Source organism: Brachybacterium nesterenkovii, from assembly GCF_900163655.1.
GTDB lineage: Bacteria > Actinomycetota > Actinomycetes > Actinomycetales > Dermabacteraceae > Brachybacterium > Brachybacterium nesterenkovii.
Genome location: NZ_FWFG01000107.1, coordinates 65939 through 84247, shown reverse-complemented (window position 1 = coordinate 84247; position 18309 = coordinate 65939). Strand labels below are relative to the sequence as shown.

The following is an 18309-nucleotide window of genomic DNA, read 5'->3' as shown; positions in this document are numbered from 1 at the left end:
CACCCGTCCAGGCGACGATGCGATGATGGGGTCTCGCCCGGCCGCACGCCTCGGCCCCGTGCCCGCGTGCACGTCCCCTGCACGTCAGCGCCCCTGGAAGGAACGCCACCATGACCTACGTCATCGCCCTGCCCTGCGTCGATGTGAAGGACCGGGCGTGCGTGGACGAGTGTCCCGTGGACTGCATCTACGAGGGCAACCGCAGCCTGTACATCCAGCCCGACGAGTGCGTCGACTGCGGCGCCTGCGAGCCCGTGTGCCCCGTCGAGGCGATCTTCTACGAGGACGATCTCCCAGACCAGTGGGCCGACTACTACAAGGCCAACGTCGAGTTCTTCGACGACCTCGGCTCGCCCGGCGGTGCCGCGAAGATGGGCGTGATCGACAAGGACCACCCGCTCATCGAGGCCCTGCCCCCGCAGAACACGGGGGAGTGACCCGTGGCGCGTCGCGTCTCCCTCGCCGGGCGCCTGCCCGCCTTCCCCTGGGACTCCCTCGCCCCGCACCGTGCGCGCGCCGAGCAGCACCCGGGCGGCATCGTCGACCTCTCGGTCGGCACCCCGGTCGACCCGACCCCCGCCTCGGTGCAGCAGGCCCTCGCCGACGCCGCGGACTCCCACGGGTACCCGACCACCATCGGCACGCCGGCGCTGCGCGAGGCCCTCGTCCGCTTCGTCCAGCGCCGCCTCGGCGCTCCCGCGGATCTGGGCGTCGAGAGCGTGCTGTCGACGATCGGCTCTAAGGAGCTCGTCGCGCACCTGCCCTTCCAGGTCGGCATCGGTGCCGGCGGCGCCATCGCGTTCCCCCATATCGCGTACCCGACGTACGAGATGGGCGCGCTGTTCGTCGGCGCGGACCCGGTCCCCGTCGACATCGAGCGCCTGGCCGATGAGGGCGATGCCGCCTTCGCCGACGCCCCCGGGGGCACCGCGGCGATCGACCGCATCGGCCTGCTGTGGCTGAACTCGCCGAGCAACCCCACCGGCGCCGTCCTCTCCGTCGAGCGGATGCGCTCCCTCGTCGACTGGGCGCGCGAGCGGGGGATCGTCGTCGCCTCCGACGAGTGCTACGCCCTGCTGCCGTGGGACGTCGACGCGGTGACCTCGATCCTCGACCCCCGCGTCCACGGCGGCGACCTCACCGGCCTGCTGTGCGTGTACTCGCTGTCCAAGCAGTCGAACCTCGCCGGCTACCGGGCCGCGTTCGTCGCGGGCGACCCCGCCCTCGTCGCCGAGCTCACGGCCATCCGCAAGCAGGCCGGGATGATGCTGCCCGGGCCCGTCCAGGCCGCGATGGCGACGGCGCTCGACGACGACGCCGCGGTCGACGCCCAGCGCGAGATCTACCGTCGGCGTCGCGACGTGCTGCGGCCCGCGCTCGAGGCAGCGGGAGGACGGATCCCCCGGTCGGAGGCCGGTCTGTACCTGTGGACCGCCTTCGGCGAGAGCTCCGAGGCGTCGGTCGCGCGTCTCGCCGACCTGGGGATCCTGTGCGCCCCGGGGATGTTCTATGGTGGTGCGGGCGACGGCTTCGTGCGGATCGCCCTGACGGCCTCCGACGAGCGCATCGACGCGGCGGCGGAGCGCCTGACCCGCCCCTGACACCGGATCCCCTGATCGGAGAACCGCCCGTGGATGAGATGACGACGTCGGCCACGCTCCGCCATGACGGCCATGACCTCGAACTGGCCGTGGTGCCCGCGGTCGAGGGCAACAGCGGCCTCGACATCGGCCCTCTGCGCAGGACCACGGGGGACGTCACGTACGACCCCGGGTTCATGAACACGGCCAGCACGACGTCGGCGATCACCTACATCGACGGCGACGAGGGGATCCTGCGCTACCGCGGCATCCCGATCGAGCAGCTGGCCGAGAAGTCCTCGTACCTCGAGGTCGCCTACCTGCTGATCCACGGCGAGCTGCCGACGTCGGGCCAGCTCGAGAACTTCGAGTCCTCGGTGCTGCGCCGCACGCTCCTCGACGAGAGGTTCAAGCGGCTGTTCGACGGCTTCCCCCGCGACGCGCACCCGATGCGGGTGATGCAGGCGGGCGTCTCGGCGCTGTCGACCTTCTACCAGGACTCGCTGGACCCCTACGACGACGAGCAGGTGCGGATCTCGACCGCGCGCCTGCTCGCGAAGGTCCCGACGATGGCGGCCTACGCGCACCGGGTCGCCCACGGCCACGCCCTCATGTACCCGGACAACCGGCTCTCCCTCATCGAGAACTTCCTGCGCCTGACCTTCGGGTTCCCGGTCGAGGACTACATCGCCGACCCCGTGGTGGTGCGGGCGATGGAGAAGCTGCTGATCCTCCACGCCGATCACGAGCAGAACTGCTCGGCCTCGGCCGTCCGCCTCGTCGGCTCCGCGCAGGCGGACCTGTTCACGTCGATCTCGGCGGGCATCGGGGCGCTCTCCGGCCCGGCGCACGGCGGCGCGAACGCCGCGGTCATGACGATGCTCGACGGGATCCGCGACTCCGGCATGGATCCCGCGGACTTCATGGAGAAGGTCAAGAATAAGGAGAAGGGCATCCGCCTGATGGGCTTCGGCCATCGGGTGTACAAGAACTACGACCCGCGGGCGAAGATCGTCAAGGCGATCGCCGACGAGGTCCTCGAGCGCCTGGGCGTCCACGACGAGCGGCTCGAGCTCGCGATGCGGCTCGAGGAGATCGCGCTGGCCGACGACTACTTCGTCGAGCGCCGCCTGTACCCCAACGTCGACTTCTACACGGGCATCATCTACAAGGCCATCGGCTTCCCGACGGACATGTTCACGGTGCTGTTCGCGATCGGCCGTATGCCCGGCTGGATCGCGCAGTGGACCGAGATGATCAAGGATCCGGCGACGAAGATCGGGCGTCCGCGCCAGATCTACACGGGCCTTCCGAAGCGCGACTACGTCGAGATGCATCAGCGCACCGGCACCAGCGAGCTGCGCCTGGCCCAGCTGCAGGCCGAGCTGGAGCGGCAGCAGCGCGGCTGACGGCGCGCCTCGGTCGTCCCCTTTCCTGTCGGCCGCGCGCACTCGCCGCCGCGCGATGGCGCGCCACCACCGCACGGCTGCGGGGGCGTGGCCGGTGCCCCGCTCGCCCCGGGAGGACCGCGCCGATCAGGTCCCACGGCCCCCGAATCCAGCGGGGGCCGTCGGCGTCCCCGGGTGCCTGCTCTTGCCGTATCCGTCCCGGTACGGCAGGGTCGTGAGTGACGTCACCCGCCCTAGCGCCGCATCTGGGACCTTCGGCGGACCGAAGGTCCCGACCGCTCCCTAGCCTAGATGCAGAACCCGAGGCCACCGCCCCCGGTGGCCACGGTTCCACCGAACCGAGGAGGATTTTTCCCATGACGGAAACGATCGATCGCGTCGAGACCACCACACCGGAGTGGGAGGGATTCGTCGCCGGCCCGTGGCAGGAGGGCATCGACGTCCGCGACTTCATCCAGCGCAACTACACCCCGTACGACGGCGACGCCTCGTTCCTCGCGGGTCCGACGGAGAAGACCCTCCGCGTGTGGGACGCCCTGGAGAAGAACTACCTGTCGGAGGAGCGCCGCCGCCGCGTCTACGACGTCGACACCGACACCCCGGCCGACATCGACGCCTTCCCCGCCGGGTACATCAGCGAGGACGACGACGTGATCGTCGGTCTGCAGACGGATGTCCCGCTCAAGCGCGCCATGATGCCCAACGGCGGCTGGCGCATGGTGGAGACGGCGATCAAGGAGGCCGGCAAGGAGCCGAACCTCGACATCAAGAAGATCTTCACCCGGTACCGCAAGACCCACAACGACGCGGTCTTCGACATCTACACCCCCCGCATCCGCGCCGCGCGCTCCAGCCACATCATCACCGGCCTGCCCGATGCCTACGGCCGCGGCCGCATCATCGGCGACTACCGCCGCGTGGCCCTCTACGGCGTCGACTACCTGATCGCCGAGAAGACGAAGGCCAAGGACGCCTCGCTCGCCGAGGGCTTCTCCGAGCACTGGGCCCGCTACCGCGAGGAGCACTCCGAGCAGATCAAGGCGCTCAAGAAGCTGATCCGCCTCGGCGACGAGTACAAGCTCGACCTGCGCCGCCCGGCGAAGAACGCGCACGAGGCCGTGCAGTGGACCTACATGGGCTACCTCGCCTCCGTGAAGTCCCAGGACGGCGCGGCCATGTCCATCGGCCGTCTCTCGCCCTTCCTCGACGCGTACTTCGAGCGCGACCTCAAGGCCGGCACGATCACCGAGACGGACGCGCAGGAGATGATCGACGCTCTCGTCGTCAAGCTGCGCATCACCCGCTTCCTGCGGACCATCGACTACGACCAGATCTTCTCGGGCGACCCGTACTGGGCCACCTGGTCGGACGCGGGCATGTCCGAGGACGGCCGCAGCCAGGTCACCAAGACCTCGTTCCGCCTCCTGCAGACCCTGCGCAACCTGGGCCCGGCCCCGGAGCCGAACATCACGATCTTCTGGGATCCGACCCTCCCCGAGGGCTACAAGGAGTTCTGCTCCGCGATCTCGATCGAGACCAGCTCGGTGCAGTACGAGTCCGATAAGCAGATCCGCGACCGCTGGGGCGACGACGCCGCGATCGCCTGCTGCGTCTCGCCGATGAAGGTCGGCAAGCAGATGCAGTTCTTCGGCGCCCGCGTGAACTCCGCCAAGGCCCTCCTGTACGCCATCAACGGCGGCCGGGACGAGATGAGCGGCAAGCAGGTCACCGAGCCGGGTCTGTTCGAGCCGATCCAGGGCGATGGCCCGCTGGACTTCGACGAGGTCTGGGCCAAGTACGAGGAGATGCTCGACTGGGTCATCGGCACGTACGTCGAGGCGCTGAACATCATCCACTACAGCCACGACAAGTACGCGTACGAGTCGATCGAGATGGCGCTGCACGACTCCGACATCGTCCGGACGATGGGCTGCGGCATCGCGGGCCTGTCGATCGTGGCGGACTCGCTGTCGGCCATCAAGTACGCCAAGGTCACCCCGGTGCGCGACGAGACCGGCCTGGTCACCGACTACATCACCGAGGGCGAGTTCCCCGTCTACGGCAACGACGACGACCGCGCCGACGACATCGCGGCGACGATCGTCCACACCGTGATGGAGAAGATCAAGACCATGCCGATGTACCGCGACGCGATCCCGACGCAGTCGGTGCTGACGATCACCTCGAACGTGGTCTACGGCAAGGCCACCGGCGCGTTCCCCTCGGGGCACGAGAAGGGCACCCCCTTCGCGCCGGGCGCCAACCCGGAGAACGGCATGGACTCCCACGGCATGGTGGCGTCGATGCTGAGCGTCGGCAAGCTCGACTACAACGACGCGCTGGACGGCATCTCGCTGACCAACACGATCACCCCGCAGGGCCTGGGCCGCACGAAGGGCGAGCAGATCAAGAACCTCGTCGGCGTGCTGGACTCCGGCTTCATCATGGAGGACGCCGAGGAGGCCTGAGCCTCCCGGGCGTCCCGCCCCCTCCGACCGATCACCCACGCTATCCACCTCTTACAAGGAGATCACTCATGGCTACGAAGACGTTCGACGAGCGCATGGCTTCCATGAAGGCGAACCGCGCCGAGAACAACATGGAGTCCGGCCTGTACCACGCCAACATCAACGTCCTGAACAAGGACACCCTGCTCGACGCGATGGAGAACCCGGAGAACTACCCGAACCTCACCGTTCGCGTCTCCGGCTACGCGGTGAACTTCGTCAAGCTCACCCGCGAGCAGCAGCAGGACGTCCTGGACCGCACGTTCCACCAGGGCGCCTGAGCGCAGGCAGAGCGGAGCCGGGTGCTGCACCCGGTACCGTTGACGGCGTCGGGCAGGCGATCACGCCTGTCCGGCGCCGTCGTGCTCCCCGCCCGGCGCCGTGGCCGGGGTCTCTCCCGGCTGCGCCCGGGAAGCGGGAGCGCACCCATCGACCGCCACCGAGGACAGGGAGTACCACGCACCATGAAGCGGGGCATCGAGCGATGAGCCAGGGCATCGAGCTGGGCCTTCCCAGCGTCCGCACCACCGAGCGCCGTCTGGGCGCCGGGATCGAGGGCATCGACGAGGCGGAGTTCCAGCGCTCCGACCGCCTGGCCGCGATCCGCGAGGGCACCCTCGCGTCGATCCACTCGTGGGAGCTGGTGACCGCCGTCGACGGCCCGGGCACCCGCATGACCGTGTTCTTCTCGGGCTGCCCGTTGCGCTGCGTGTACTGCCACAACCCCGACACGCTGCAGATGAAGGACGGCCAGGACGTCACGCTCGACGACCTGGTCAAGAGGATGAAGCGCTACCGCAGCGTGTTCAAGGCCTCCGGCGGCGGCATCACCCTGTCGGGCGGCGAGGTGCTCATGCAGCCCGTGTTCGTCGAGCACCTGCTGCAGCGTGCGAAGGCCCTCGGCATCCACACCGCGATCGACACCTCCGGCTTCCTGGGGGCGAACGCGACCGACGAGTTCCTCGAGAACGTCGACCTCGTGCTGCTGGACGTCAAGGCCGGCAGCGAGGAGGTGTACAAACCGCTGACGGGGCGCTCGCTGCAGCCGACGATCGACTTCGGCGACCGTCTCGAGCGCCTGGGCATCAAGATCTGGATCCGCTTCGTGGTGGTCCCCGGCTGGACCGACAGCTACGACAACGTCGAGCGCGTCGCGGACATCGTGTCCCGGTGGCCGCACTCCGTCGAGCGCGTCGAGGTGCTGCCGTTCCACAACATGGGCGAGGACAAGTGGAACAACCTGGGCCTGGACTACAAGCTGCGGGGCGTCTCGGCGCCCGACAAGCGCATGGTCGAGCGCGTGCGCGACCAGTTCGCCCAGCGGGGGATCCGGGTCTACTGAGGGCCGGGTCGACCTCGTCCGCGGCCCTGTCAGACCCCCGCGGCGAGGCGCTCGATCACTCGCGCCACGGGCTCCTCGCGCGCCGTGCGCCAGCCGGTCCCGGCCCACAGGTGCAGGCGCTGGGCGTCCCCGGCCGCGCCCGCGGCGGCGCGCAGCTCGCGGGTGAGGTGGTGGATCGCCGGGTAAGCCGTCGGCGCCGCCGCGCCGTGGCGGTCGATGAAGGACGTGCGCAGGGCCCGAGCCGGGCGCCCGGTGAAGGCGCGCGTCAGGACCGTCTCGGTCAGCGAAGGATCGGCGAGGGCCGCCCGATGCGTCGGCGAGGTGCCCGCCTCGTGCGTGCGCAGCAGCAGGGTCCCGATCGCCGCGGCCTGCGCCCCGGCTTCCAGCAGCTCGCGGACCGCAGCCGGTCCGTCGACGCCGCCAGCGGCGATGAGCGGCAGGTCCACGGCCTCGCGGACAGCCGCGACCAGGCGCGCGGTCGGCATGACGACGGGATCGTGTGCGGAATCGTGGATCGCGCTGTGCCCGCCCGCGCCCCATCCCTGCATCACGAGCCCGTCGACCCCGGCGTCCCGCGCCGCGAGCGCCTCGTCCGCGGAGGTGACGGTCGCCAGCACACGGGTTCCGACCTGCCGGAGCGCGGCGATGTCCGCGCCGTCCGGGAGCCCAAAGGTCAGGGACACGACGGGCACGGGATCGCGCAGCAGCAGATCGAGCTTCGCGCGCCAGGCGTCGTCGTCATGGATCGGCGCCGGGTCCAGGCGCACCCCGAGCGCGTCCGCGTCCGTGCGCAGGCGCTCGGCGTAGGCGGCGATCGCCGAGGCATCCGGGGGAGGGGCCTGCGGGACGAAGAGGTTCACGCCGAAGGCGGGGGCGGAGCCGTCGGCGGCCAGGGCGGCGCGGAGCTCGGTGATCTGGGCGGCCAGGGCCGCGGGATCCTTGTCGCCGCCGGCGAGGAACGGGAAGGCGCTCGCGGCGGCGACGGCACGGGCCAGGGCGATAGTGGTCGGTCCGCCCGCCAGCGGGGCGGCGACCAGGGGGAGACGGGAGTCCAGCAGCACGGCAGCCATGCCCGCCATCATGCCCCCGCGACGAGGACCACCACGCGGGCGGCGTCGCCGCCCTCGCGCGTCGCCCAGCTGCCGGGCGTCGCGTTCTGATCGGAGGAGCGCGCCCAGGTGCGCCCGGCGTAGGAGACCTGGACGACGGAGGCATCGGCGGCCTGCGCGACCGCCCAGTTCGCGAGCGCCCAGCCGAGGGTCTCATCGCCGTGGGGGTCGATGACCAGCGCCGTCGCCCCGGCGGTGACGGGGACGCTCGGGGCGGCCTTCCTGGCCGCCGCGAGCGCGGAGGTGATCGATCCGACCTGCGTGCGGCGCGGGAACTGCCGCTCGAGCTCGGCGCGCACACCCTCGGGGGAGACAGGACCGTCGGCCGCCGCGAGATCGCACACGAGATTCGCGCCGGAGTGCCCGGTCAGGGCGCTCGCGAACAGGCGCCCCTCGGTCTCGTGGTCCGCGTAGGCCTCGGGGTAGCCGGAGCGCTGGACCTTCTGCGCGGCGTCGTTGAGCGGCATGGACTGGTAGCCGGGGATCTCCTCGAGCGCGTCGTAGAAGGCGTTGCTCGCGTGGATCGGGTCCATGATCTCCTGCTCGGTGCCCCAGCCCTGCGAGGGCCGCTGCTGGAACAGGCCGAGCGAGTCGCGGTCGCCGTGGGAGATGTTCTCGAGCTTGGACTCCTGGTATGCGGTCGCCAGCGCGATCGACGCGGCGCGCGGCGGCAGTCCGCGATCGACGGCGACGGCCGTGATGAGCGCGGCGTTGGCGGTCCGCTCGCTCGCGTACCCGTGGCTCGTCCCGAGGCCGGACGCCGTGCAGGCGCCCGAGCGGCGGGACGAGCTGTACCCGGTGAGCGCGACGTACGTGCCGCCGACGATGAACGCGAAGACCGCGAGCAGCACGAGCGGCACGATCCAGGGGCGGATCGGGCCCGAGCTGGCGCTGCGCCGAGCGGCCATCACCGCGGGGTCCTCATGCGGCCGCCCTCACAGAACAGTCCTCACGCACGGTCCCCACAGTGCGGCCCTCACGGCGCAGTCCCGACCGGGCCGTCAGTTCTGATGCAGCGCGTCGTTGAGCTCGACGGTGCGGCCCTCACGGGGGACGACCTCGACGGCGCCGGTCTGGGAGTTGCGGCGGAACAGCAGACCGTTCTGGCCCGACAGCTCGCGGGCCTTGACGACGCGGCCGTCCGGCTCGGCGCCGCGCGGCGCGACGAGGGTGACCTTGGTGCCGGCCGTGACGTACAGGCCGGCCTCGACCACGCAATCGTCGCCGAGCGCGATGCCGATGCCGGACTCGGCGCCCAGCAGGGAGCGCTCGCCGATGCGCACGCGCTCGGTCCCGCCGCCGGACAGGGTGCCCATCGTCGAGGCGCCGCCGCCCACGTCGGAGCCGTCGCCGACGACGACGCCCTGGGAGATGCGGCCCTCCACCATCGAGGTGCCCAGCGTGCCGGCGTTGAAGTTCACGAAGCCCTCGTGCATCACGGTCGTGCCCTCGGCGAGGTGGGCGCCCAGACGGACGCGGTCCGCGTCGCCGATGCGGACGCCCGTCGGCAGGACGTAGTCGACCATGCGGGGGAACTTGTCCACGGACAGCACGGTGGGGGTGCGGCCCGCTGCCGCGAGGCGCAGGCGGGTCTGCTCGAAGCCGGCGACGGCGCAGGGGCCCTCGGTGGTCCAGACGACGTTGCTGAGGGCGCCGAAGAGGCCGTCGAGGTTCTGCTCGTTGGGGCGCACCAGGCGGTGGGACAGCAGGTGCAGGCGCAGGTAGGCGTCGACCGCGTCGGCCGGGGCGGCGTCCAGATCGATCGCGGCGAGCACGACCTCCTGACGGGTGCCGCGCTCGGCGTCCTTGCGGGCGGCGGACTCGAGGGAGGCGGCGAGCTCCTGCTCGCGGGCGTCGGCGGGGGCCTCGCCGAGCTGCGGGGCGGGGTACCAGACGTCGAGGACGGAGCCGTCGGCGGCGCGCGTGGCCAGGCCGAGGCCCCAGGCGGGGCGGGCGGCGGTCGGGTCGGAGGACTGGGCGTCGGGAGTCGTCATGAGGTCGATTCTACGGACGGTGCCGGGAAGCTCCCAGGGAGCGGGCGCGTCCGCGGTGGAGCCTGTGGCGTGCGCGACCCCGGCACTCAGTGGAGATTGGGGCGGACATAATCTGGCGACGTGACTGCTCCGAACTCCTCCTCGAACTCCCCATCGGACCCCTCGATCCCGGCCTCTCCGTCTGCCGCGGATCCCGCCGCTTCCGCGGGCCCCGCCAGCGGCCTCCGTCGCGAGGTCACCTTCGCCCAGCTGATCGCCTACGGTCTCGTGTTCATCGGCCCGGCCGCCGCCGTCGGCGTCTGGGGCACCCTGGACGCCAAGTCCGGCGGCGTCGTCCCGATCGTCTACCTCGTCGCGACCGCCGCCATGGCGCTGACCGCCTCGAGCTACGCCCTCATGTCCCGCGCCGTGCCGCGCGCTGGCTCCGTGTTCGCCTACGCCTCCGAGGCGATCGGCCGGCGCACCGGGCACATGGCCGGATGGATGGTGCTGCTGGACTACCTGCTCATCCCGTCGGTCGCCTACCTGTTCACCGGCATCGCGCTCGGCTCCCTGTTCCCGGCCGTCCCCGTCTGGGTGTTCGTCGCCGGCGCCGTCGTGCTCACCACGGCGCTCAACCTCGCGGGGGTGAGGGTGACCGCCCGGGTCTCGATGGCCGTCGTCGTGGCCGAGGTCGCCATCCTCCTGGTCGTGCTGATCGGGGGAGTGATCACCCTGGTCCGCACGGGCCCCGTGCGCCCCTGGCTCGACCCGCTGACCGGCGGGGCCGACGGTCTGCACTGGCACCTCATCCTCGGGGCGGTCGCCGTCGCCGTCCTGTCCTACCTCGGCTTCGACGCCCTGGCCACCTTCGCGGAGGAGACCACGGGCTCCTCGCGCGTCATCGGGCGCGCCACGCTCGTGTGCCTGGTCGTCGCCGGTGTCCTGTTCGCCGCGCAGACCTACATCGGCTCCCTGCTGAGCCCGCTGACCACCGCCGAGCTGCAGGCCGATCCCTCGCTCCAGGGTGCGGCCTACTACACGATGGTGGACGAGTCGATCTCCCCGGTCCTGCACTGGCTGCTCGCGCTCGCCAAGGCCGTGGGTGCGGCGTTCTCCGCCTTGGTCGGGCAGGCCGCCGCGTCCCGCGTGCTGCTGGACATGGGCCGCTCCGGCTCGATGCCCCGCTCCCTGGCCCGCGTCTCCGAGCGCACCGGCGCGCCGCTGCCGGCCACCCTCGTGACCGCCGCCGGGAACGTGCTCGTCGCCCTGTGGGCCGCGACCCGTGAGGACGGGCTGGACCGCATCGTCTCGATCGTCGACGTCGGTGCGCTGATCGGCTTCGTCCTCGTCCACGCCTCGGTGATCGCCTGGTTCGTCGTCCGTCGCCGTGGAGGCTCCGTCTCCTGGCTCTCGCACCTGCTCGTGCCGGTGCTCGGAGCGATCGTCCTGCTGGTCGTGCTCGTGAACTCGACCCCGATGGCGCTGATCGTCGGCGCCGTCTGGGCGCTGATCGGCGTCGTCGTGATGCTGCTGGGGCGCGTCGGCGGGGGTGAGCGGGCCGCGGTGGTCTGATCGCCCGGCGCCGGGAAGCCCCCGGGGAGCGGGGCCGAGCGGAGCGTGTGCAGCGCGTCGTGCGGTCTCGGCTCAGGAGAACCACTGCGTGGGCGGGCCCGCCTGCAGCAGGAGCGCGAACACGACAGCCACGAGAACGAGGATGACGACGGCCGACAGGACCGGGCACCGCAGGATCACGGCCGCCAGGCGCTCCGCGGCCGTGCGCGGGGACTCGGTGAGGAGCCGCCAGACCTCCGCGAGCATGCCGCGCCGCTCGGCCCAGCGCTCGAAGGCGACCGTGACGAAGGGGATAACGGCGCTGCCCAGCCCGAGGGCGATGCGCCCGGCGCCCCAGCGCTGGTCGACGCCGACGAGCACCGTGGCCGCGCAGTAGGCGAGGAACACGAAGCCGTGGATCCCGCCGCCGATGCGCACGCCCAGCTCGGTGACGTGCAGGACGTACTTGAGGATCATCCCGCTGATGAGCATGGCCCAGGTGATGACCTCGGCGACGGCGAGCAGGCGGTACAGGCGGTGGGGCGAGCGGAACATGCTGACAGGGTGTCACATCAGTCTGGGAGCGGCAGGGAGGAAGGTCCCGCGCGGATGCGCGACCCGTCGCGAGGGGCCCGCTCGTCCGGACCACCGCGGGGAGGGCCCGATACTGGAGCGCATGACCATGCCCGCCCCGCCCGCGTCCGTCCCGCCCGCCGACCGCATGCCCCTGCGCCGCCTCGCGGTCATCGGCGCCGGACCCCGCGGGATCGCCGTGATCGAGCGCCTCGGCGCGGCCTCGCGGACCGAGGCCTGGCGCGGAGCCGTCGAGGTGCACCTGATCGACCCCCACGTCGACCGCGGCGGCGCCGTCTGGCGCACCAATCAGAGCCGCGCGCTGGTCATGAACACCGCCACCTGCCAGACCACGATGTACCCCGACGCCTCCTGCGCCCCGGTGCTGCCCGTCGAGGGCGCTCAGACCCTCGCCGAGTTCCTCGGCCGTGAGGAGAACGGCGGCTACGGCCCCGCGGACATCGCGCCCCGCGCCGAGCACGGGCGCTACCTGCTGACCGTGCTCGCGCAGGCCGAGGCCGCGGCCGACCCCTCCCGGCTGCGGATCGTGCGCCGCGCCGCCGAGGCCCGCGACGTCACGGGTCCGCTCGACGGCCCTCAGCGCGTGCTCCTGGACGACGGGGAGGTGCTCGAGGTCGATGCCGTCGTGCTCGCTCTCGGGCACCTCGCCACCGCGCCCTCGCCCCGCTCGCGGCGAATCGCCGAGGCCGCGGAGCGCCTGGGCCTGCTCCATGTGCCGTCCGCGAACCCCCTCGAGGTCGACGACACGGCACTCCTCGGCCGCGAGCGCGTGGCCGTCCAGGGCATGGGCCTGAACTTCTACGACGCCGTGGGGATGCTGTGCGAGGCGGCGGGCGGACGTTTTCTGGAGGACCCGTCGACCCCCTCCGGTCTGCGCTACCTCCCCGGGGGCGCGGAGCCGCAGCTGCTGGTCGGCTCGCGCACCGGCGTGGTCTACCGCCCCAAGCCCGACCTGCGCCCGCACCTCCCCGCCCCGTACGAGCCCACCGTCCTCACCGACGGCATGGTCGAGTCCCTCGCCGCCCGGCCCGGCGGCCTCGACCATGAGCGCGACGTGCTGCCGCTCATGGTCGCCGAGCTCACCGGAGCGATGGCGCGCGCGGGCTTCGACGCCCTCGCCGACGAGGAGGCGATCCTCCGTCTGCTGTTCCCGCTGGGCCGACGCGCCCGGGCCCTGCCCGATGCCCACGCGCGCACCCGGGCCGTGCTGCGCGAGGCGATCGCCGCGGCGTCCGCCCCCGACCCGGCCTGGACGCTCGCGTTCCGGGTGCTGTCGGCGCTGCGGATCCGCGTCAACGAGCTCGTGGACCGCGGCGCCTACACGTCCGTGAGCTTCCTGCGCGACATCGACGGGTTCCTGAAGAACGCCTTCGCGTCCTGGGCGTCCGGGCCGCCCGTCCGCCGCGCCCGCGAGGCGCTCGCCCTCGAGGAGGCCGGACTGCTCGTCTTCGCGGGACCCGCCATGAGCATCGAGGTCGACGAGAGCGCCCGACGCTTCGCGGTGCGCGCCGGCGACGGTCCCGCCGTCCTGTGCGACGGGGTGCTCGAGGCGCACCTGCCGGGCGTCGACCTCCCGCGCTTCACGAGCCCCCTGGTGCGGGCGTGGCGCGAGCGCGGGGAGGTCCGCGCCGCCCTGCTCCCGGACCGTCACGGCGACGAGCCGGTCGCGACCGGCAGCATCGATGTGGCCGATGACGGCACCCTCATCGGCACCGACGGCGAGGCCTTCGCCCGGCGCATCCTGCTCGGCATCCCCGTGAGCACCGCCCAGCCGGGATCGGCGATCACCGCGGAGCCCGGGACCGCTCCCCAGCTGCTGCGCCGGGCCGAGCGCGCCGCGATCGACCTCGCCCGCCACGCCGGGGCGCTGCCGCGGACGTCCGGCGAGGAGCTCGTCCCGTGGGCCATGCAGATCGTCGTGCTGCGCGACAAGAAGGCCCTCGCGGCCGACGTCGACGTCGCCGAGGCCGGGGCGCGCGCCGTCGTCGCCCTGCTCGACGACGAGCGCAGCGCCCTGGGCGGGCCCTGGCATGACGCCCTCGCCCGCTGGGTCGAGGGCGGGCGCATCCGCAAGATCGTCCGGCGCGCCGACGGGAAGCGCTGGCGGGACGTCCAGGAGCTCGAAGGCGTGACCGTCGAGGTGCCCTTCGGTGCCGCGGTCGCCGGACCCGCGGCCGTGCGCGCCCTGCCGCCGGGCCCCGTCCGCCCGCTCCCGCACGCCCTCGACAAGCTCCAGGTGGGCGGCACGACCTTCGTGCACGAGGGGGAATCCCGCACCGAGGATGCCCCGGTGACGGTCGAGGTGAGTCCGCTGATCGAGATCACCAGCGGGAAGCTCGTCGCCCAGGTCGCGCACGCGGCCCAGCGCGCCTACGACCTCATGGACGCCGAGACCCGTGCCGCCTGGCGCGCGCAGGGCTTCGCCGTGCGCGTCGAGCGGGCGGACGAGACGACGTGGGCGAGGGGCGGCCGCCCGGTGTCGATCGTCGACGCCGGCTACACCGAGCTCGGCGGCCCCACGGAGACGACGCGGGCACGGTGGTGAACTGCATAGCGGTGGACGGCGCGGCGGTGGGCGGTACGGCCCTGTGGTCGTGCTCGTGCTCGTGCTCGTTCTCGTGAGCGGCGCCGCGGCGAGGGGCCGGGGCGTGCGTGGCACGATGGAGCGATGAGCACCGCCGACACTCCCGAATCCGCACCGGTCCCCGCCCTCGACCCCCGCGGCGACATCGTCGACCTCGCCGCCGCGATCGTCGACGTCGAGTCCGTCTCCGGGAACGAGAGCGCGCTCGCCGACGCCGTCGAGCGGGCGCTGCGGGCGCACGCCGGGCACCTGACGGTGCAGCGCGACGGGGACACGGTGATCGCCCGCACCGACCTGGGGCGGCCCCAGCGGGTGCTGCTCGCCGGGCACCTCGATACGGTCCCCGTGGCCCGGAACCTGCCCTCCCGTCGCGAGGAGCGCGACGGCGCCGAGGTGCTGTGGGGCCGCGGGACCGTGGACATGAAGGGCGGCGTCGCCGTCTTCCTGCAGCTCGCGGTCCTCGCGGAGGACCCGCCCGTCGACCTCACGTGGGTGTTCTACGACCACGAGGAGGTCGCGGCCGCGGACAACTCGCTGACCCGGATCGCCCGCGAGGCGCCCCAGCACCTCATGGCCGACTTCGCGATCCTCGGCGAGCCCACCTCGGCGGGCGTCGAGGCCGGCTGCAAGGGCACGATGAAGCTCGACGTGACGGCGCGCGGGAAGGCCGCGCACTCGGCCCGCGACTGGGTGGGCGACAACGCGATCCACAAGCTCGCCCCGGTCCTGCATCGCCTCGCGGACTACGAGGCGCGCATCGCCGTGATCGACGGTCTGCAGTACCGCGAATGCCTCAACGCCGTGCTCGCGGACGGGGGAGTGGCCGGCAACGTGATCCCCGACCGCGCGCGGCTCACCGTCAACTACCGCTTCGCCCCGGACACCACCCCCGCGCAGGCGGAGGCGCACGTGCGCGAGCTGCTGGAGGGCTGCGACGTCGAGATCGAGGTGACCGACTCCGCCGCCGGGGCCCTGCCCGGGCTCGATACCGCGCCGGCCCGCGCATTCCTCGCGGCGCTCGGGGACGGAGTGCGGATCGACGCCAAGCAGGGCTGGACCGACGTCGCACGCTTCAGCGCCCTCGGCATCCCCGCCGTCAACTACGGTCCGGGCGACCCCCTGCTGTGCCACACCGACGACGAGCACCTGCGTGTCGACGAGCTGCGCGATGCGGTCGCGACGCTGGGGCGCTGGCTCGGCCTCGAGGCCTGAGCACCTCAGGCTGGAGCGCCTCGGGGCCAGAGTGTCTCGGGGCCCGAGCGCCTCGGAGTCAGAGCGTCCAGGGCCTGAGCGCCCGATCGCCCGGCCGCTGACGCCCCGCCGTCGACCGGTCGTCACCGAATCGTCGGACGCGCCGAGTAGTCTCCCGCCCATGACCGACGACCTCACGACCGATCAGCTCCCCGCCGTCGCCCCGGAGACCGCCTCCGGTGCGCGCGCCGGCGACGACCAGCACTACCGCAAGGGCCCCGTGACGCTGCGCGGCGCCCTGCGGCCGCGCCGCACCACCGACCAGAAGCTCCTGGAATCCACCGGCCCCGCCGACTGGGTCCACACCGACCCCTGGCGCGTCCTGCGCATCCAGTCCGAGTTCGTCGAGGGCTTCGGGGCGCTGGCCGAGCTGGGCCCGGCCATCTCCATCTTCGGCTCCGCGCGCACCGCCCCCACGGACCCGAACTACGCCCTGGCCGAGGAGATCGCCCGCAAGCTCGTGGAGCTCGACTACGCCGTCATCACCGGCGGCGGCCCGGGGATCATGGAGGCCGGCAACAAGGGCGCCAAGGAGGCCGGCGGCGTCTCCGTGGGCCTGGGCATCGAGCTCCCCTTCGAGCAGGGCATGAACCCGTACGTGGACCTCGGCGTCGACTTCCGCTACTTCTTCGCCCGCAAGACCATGTTCGTGAAGTACTCGAGCGGCTTCGTCGCGATGCCCGGCGGTTTCGGCACCTTCGACGAGCTGTTCGAGGCCCTCTGCCTGATCCAGACGCACAAGATCTCGAAGTTCCCCCTCGTCCTGGTCGACTCCCACTACTGGGGCGGGCTGCTGGAGTGGATCCGCACCACCGTGGCCGACTACGGCACCATCTCGCCGGGCGATCTCGACCTCATCCAGGTCGTCGACACCGCCGACGAGGCGATCGAGGTCATCCGGGCCGCCCGCTCATGACGGCCGTCTCGCCCGGCGTCCTCATCCTGCTCGGCACCGCTTTGGCCGTCGCCGCGGTCTTCGTGCTAGGCGCCCTCGGCGTGCTCCCGATCGCGACGATGGACGAGCCGCGCGACCCCTGGTGGAGGGCCCGCCGTGAGCGCCGCCGCCGGACGGCCGTGCAGTCCGAGTTCGCAGGCAGGAGCGCGGACGGTCCGGTCGGCTCCCATCGCGCGGACAGCGGGGAGGACCGTGCGGCGATGCCCGAGGCCGAGGATGCTGAGGCCGCGAACGCTGAGGCCCCGGCGGAGGACGAGCCGGACTCGAAGACCGAGCCGGATGACGCCCCGGACGAGGCGAGCGGACCTCCTGCCGCCTCGGCGGGCACCGACCCCGACCCTCCGGAGGCGCCTCGCACGTCCGGTTGAGGAACCGTGTGACGCACGCCGAGCGAAACCTGAGATAATGGGTGCCGTCCGACCCGCTGGACGGGCCCGGCTGTGAGGCCCCGCAGGCGTCTCAGCACATCGAAGAACTCAGGAGGCAGGCCGATGGCCGCAATGAAGCCACGCACGGGGGACGGTCCCCTCGAGGTCGTTCAGGAGGGCCGCAGCACGATCATGCGCGTGCCCCTGGAGGGCGGCGGCCGTCTGGTCGTGGAGATCTCGCTGGACGAGGCCGCGGAGCTGCGCGCCGCCCTCGACGGCGTCATCAAGGACTGAAGCTCCCGCACGACGATGGGGCCCGCCGAGGATCTGCTCGGCGGGCCCCATCGTCGTCTCTGGCGCGCGTCAGCGGCGGACGGCCGCGAGCACCCCGTCGCCGCTGGGCACGAGGGCCGCACGGAGGTTCTCCGAGCCCTGGACGGCGTGCAGCAGGGCGCGGATCCGCACCGTCTCGGCGTCGCGAGCGGCCGGATCGGCCACGCGGTCGTGGAACAGGGCGTTGGTGATCACCAGGACGCCCCCGGGACGCAGCAGGCGCTCGGCGTGCCCGAGCAGGTCCTCCGCATGCGGGGTCTGCGCGGGGAAGCAGACGAGGTCGTAGGCGTGATCGGTGAGGCGGCCCACCACGTCGCGCGGCGAGCCCGCGATGGTGCGGGCCCGGGCGGGGCGGATCCCGGCGTCGGTGAAGGCCTCGCGGGCGGCGCGCTGGTTCTCGAACTCCGGGTCGATCGTCGTCAGCACGCCGGCGTCGTTCATGCCGGACAGCAGGTAGAGGGAGCCGACGCCCGCGCCCGTGCCGATCTCGACGGCGGACCGCGCGTCCACGGAGGCGGCGAGAAGGCGCAGCAGCACGCCGGCGCCGGGCAGCACGGGGTCGATGCCCAGCTCGGTCGCCCGCTCGCGGGCCCGCTCGAGCACGGTCTCATCGGAGAACAGCGCGGACTCGGCGATGAACTCCTCGCAGAACGCCCAGCTGGCGACCTTTCCTGACGGCATGACCCTTCGACCTCCCGGGACGGCGCCGACACAGGGGCCGGACGTGCGCGGTGTTGCATGGACTGCGGC

The 18309-nt window shown here is 72.4% G+C and carries 17 protein-coding genes; 12 read left to right on the top strand and 5 right to left on the bottom strand.

All coding sequences use genetic code 11. The annotated features are described in order from the left end of the window. Positions 1–110: 110 nt before the first annotated feature. From fdxA to pflA, 6 genes are all read left to right on the top strand, one after another. Complete coding sequence (fdxA, locus tag FM110_RS12365; RefSeq protein ID WP_087105043.1) at positions 111–437, top strand: ferredoxin; 327 nt, start codon at positions 111–113, stop codon at positions 435–437. A gap of 3 nt (positions 438–440) precedes the next feature. Beyond that, positions 441–1601 (top strand): succinyldiaminopimelate transaminase, encoded by a 1161-nt coding sequence (dapC, locus tag FM110_RS12360; protein WP_087105042.1) that lies wholly within the window; start codon positions 441–443, stop codon positions 1599–1601. A 38-nt stretch (positions 1602–1639) separates the two neighbouring features. Beyond that, complete coding sequence (locus tag FM110_RS12355) at positions 1640–2989, top strand: citrate synthase (RefSeq protein WP_087105058.1); 1350 nt, start codon at positions 1640–1642, stop codon at positions 2987–2989. A 356-nt stretch (positions 2990–3345) separates the two neighbouring features. Continuing rightward, positions 3346–5457: a pyruvate formate lyase family protein gene (locus FM110_RS12350; RefSeq protein ID WP_087105041.1), complete on the top strand. Its 2112-nt coding sequence runs from the start codon at positions 3346–3348 to the stop codon at positions 5455–5457. A gap of 68 nt (positions 5458–5525) precedes the next feature. After that, positions 5526–5777 (top strand): autonomous glycyl radical cofactor GrcA2, encoded by a 252-nt coding sequence (gene grcA2, locus FM110_RS12345; RefSeq protein ID WP_087105040.1) that lies wholly within the window; start codon positions 5526–5528, stop codon positions 5775–5777. A 203-nt stretch (positions 5778–5980) separates the two neighbouring features. Beyond that, entirely contained in the window at positions 5981–6838 is an 858-nt protein-coding gene (gene pflA, locus FM110_RS12340) for a pyruvate formate-lyase-activating protein (protein ID WP_087105039.1), read from the top strand. A 29-nt stretch (positions 6839–6867) separates the two neighbouring features. On the opposite strand, the gene FM110_RS12335 is transcribed toward pflA, so the two are convergent. The 3 genes from FM110_RS12335 to dapD form a co-directional block, all read right to left on the bottom strand. Beyond that, on the bottom strand, positions 6868–7908 hold the full coding sequence (locus FM110_RS12335) for an NAD(P)H-dependent flavin oxidoreductase (protein WP_087105038.1): 1041 nt from the start codon (positions 7906–7908) through the stop codon (positions 6868–6870). Positions 7909–7916: 8 nt separating this feature from the next. After that, positions 7917–8855 (bottom strand): hypothetical protein, encoded by a 939-nt coding sequence (locus FM110_RS12330; RefSeq protein ID WP_087105037.1) that lies wholly within the window; start codon positions 8853–8855, stop codon positions 7917–7919. A 93-nt stretch (positions 8856–8948) separates the two neighbouring features. Beyond that, entirely contained in the window at positions 8949–9941 is a 993-nt protein-coding gene (gene dapD / locus FM110_RS12325; protein WP_087105036.1) for a 2,3,4,5-tetrahydropyridine-2,6-dicarboxylate N-succinyltransferase, read from the bottom strand. A 120-nt stretch (positions 9942–10061) separates the two neighbouring features. On the opposite strand from dapD, the gene FM110_RS12320 reads away from it, so the two are divergent. Next, complete coding sequence (locus tag FM110_RS12320; protein ID WP_234992451.1) at positions 10062–11495, top strand: APC family permease; 1434 nt, start codon at positions 10062–10064, stop codon at positions 11493–11495. Between the two features lie 72 nt (positions 11496–11567). Here FM110_RS12320 and FM110_RS12315 read toward each other — a convergent pair whose 3' ends face one another. Then, positions 11568–12029, bottom strand: coding sequence for a DUF3817 domain-containing protein (locus FM110_RS12315; RefSeq protein ID WP_087105035.1), 462 nt, complete (start codon positions 12027–12029; stop codon positions 11568–11570). A 121-nt stretch (positions 12030–12150) separates the two neighbouring features. Here FM110_RS12315 and FM110_RS12310 point away from each other — a divergent pair, with 121 nt between their 5' ends. From FM110_RS12310 to FM110_RS12290, 5 genes are all read left to right on the top strand, one after another. Beyond that, complete coding sequence (locus FM110_RS12310; RefSeq protein ID WP_234992450.1) at positions 12151–14613, top strand: FAD/NAD(P)-binding protein; 2463 nt, start codon at positions 12151–12153, stop codon at positions 14611–14613. Between the two features lie 123 nt (positions 14614–14736). After that, positions 14737–15864, top strand: a complete 1128-nt coding sequence (gene dapE / locus FM110_RS12305) for a succinyl-diaminopimelate desuccinylase (RefSeq protein WP_087105034.1) — start codon at positions 14737–14739, stop codon at positions 15862–15864. A gap of 160 nt (positions 15865–16024) precedes the next feature. Next, on the top strand, positions 16025–16819 hold the full coding sequence (locus FM110_RS12300; protein WP_087105033.1) for an LOG family protein: 795 nt from the start codon (positions 16025–16027) through the stop codon (positions 16817–16819). After that, positions 16816–17226: a hypothetical protein gene (locus FM110_RS12295; RefSeq protein WP_087105032.1), complete on the top strand. Its 411-nt coding sequence runs from the start codon at positions 16816–16818 to the stop codon at positions 17224–17226. The genes FM110_RS12300 and FM110_RS12295 overlap by 4 nt, the downstream gene beginning before the upstream one ends. A 123-nt stretch (positions 17227–17349) precedes the next feature. Next, the gene (locus FM110_RS12290; RefSeq protein WP_087105031.1) at positions 17350–17520 is read left to right on the top strand and encodes a DUF3117 domain-containing protein; all 171 of its coding nucleotides are present in this window, start codon (positions 17350–17352) and stop codon (positions 17518–17520) included. A gap of 69 nt (positions 17521–17589) precedes the next feature. Here the strand turns inward: FM110_RS12290 and FM110_RS12285 are convergent, their stop codons facing one another. Continuing rightward, positions 17590–18240, bottom strand: a complete 651-nt coding sequence (locus FM110_RS12285) for an O-methyltransferase (protein ID WP_087105030.1) — start codon at positions 18238–18240, stop codon at positions 17590–17592. Between the last annotated feature and the right edge of the window lie 69 nt (positions 18241–18309).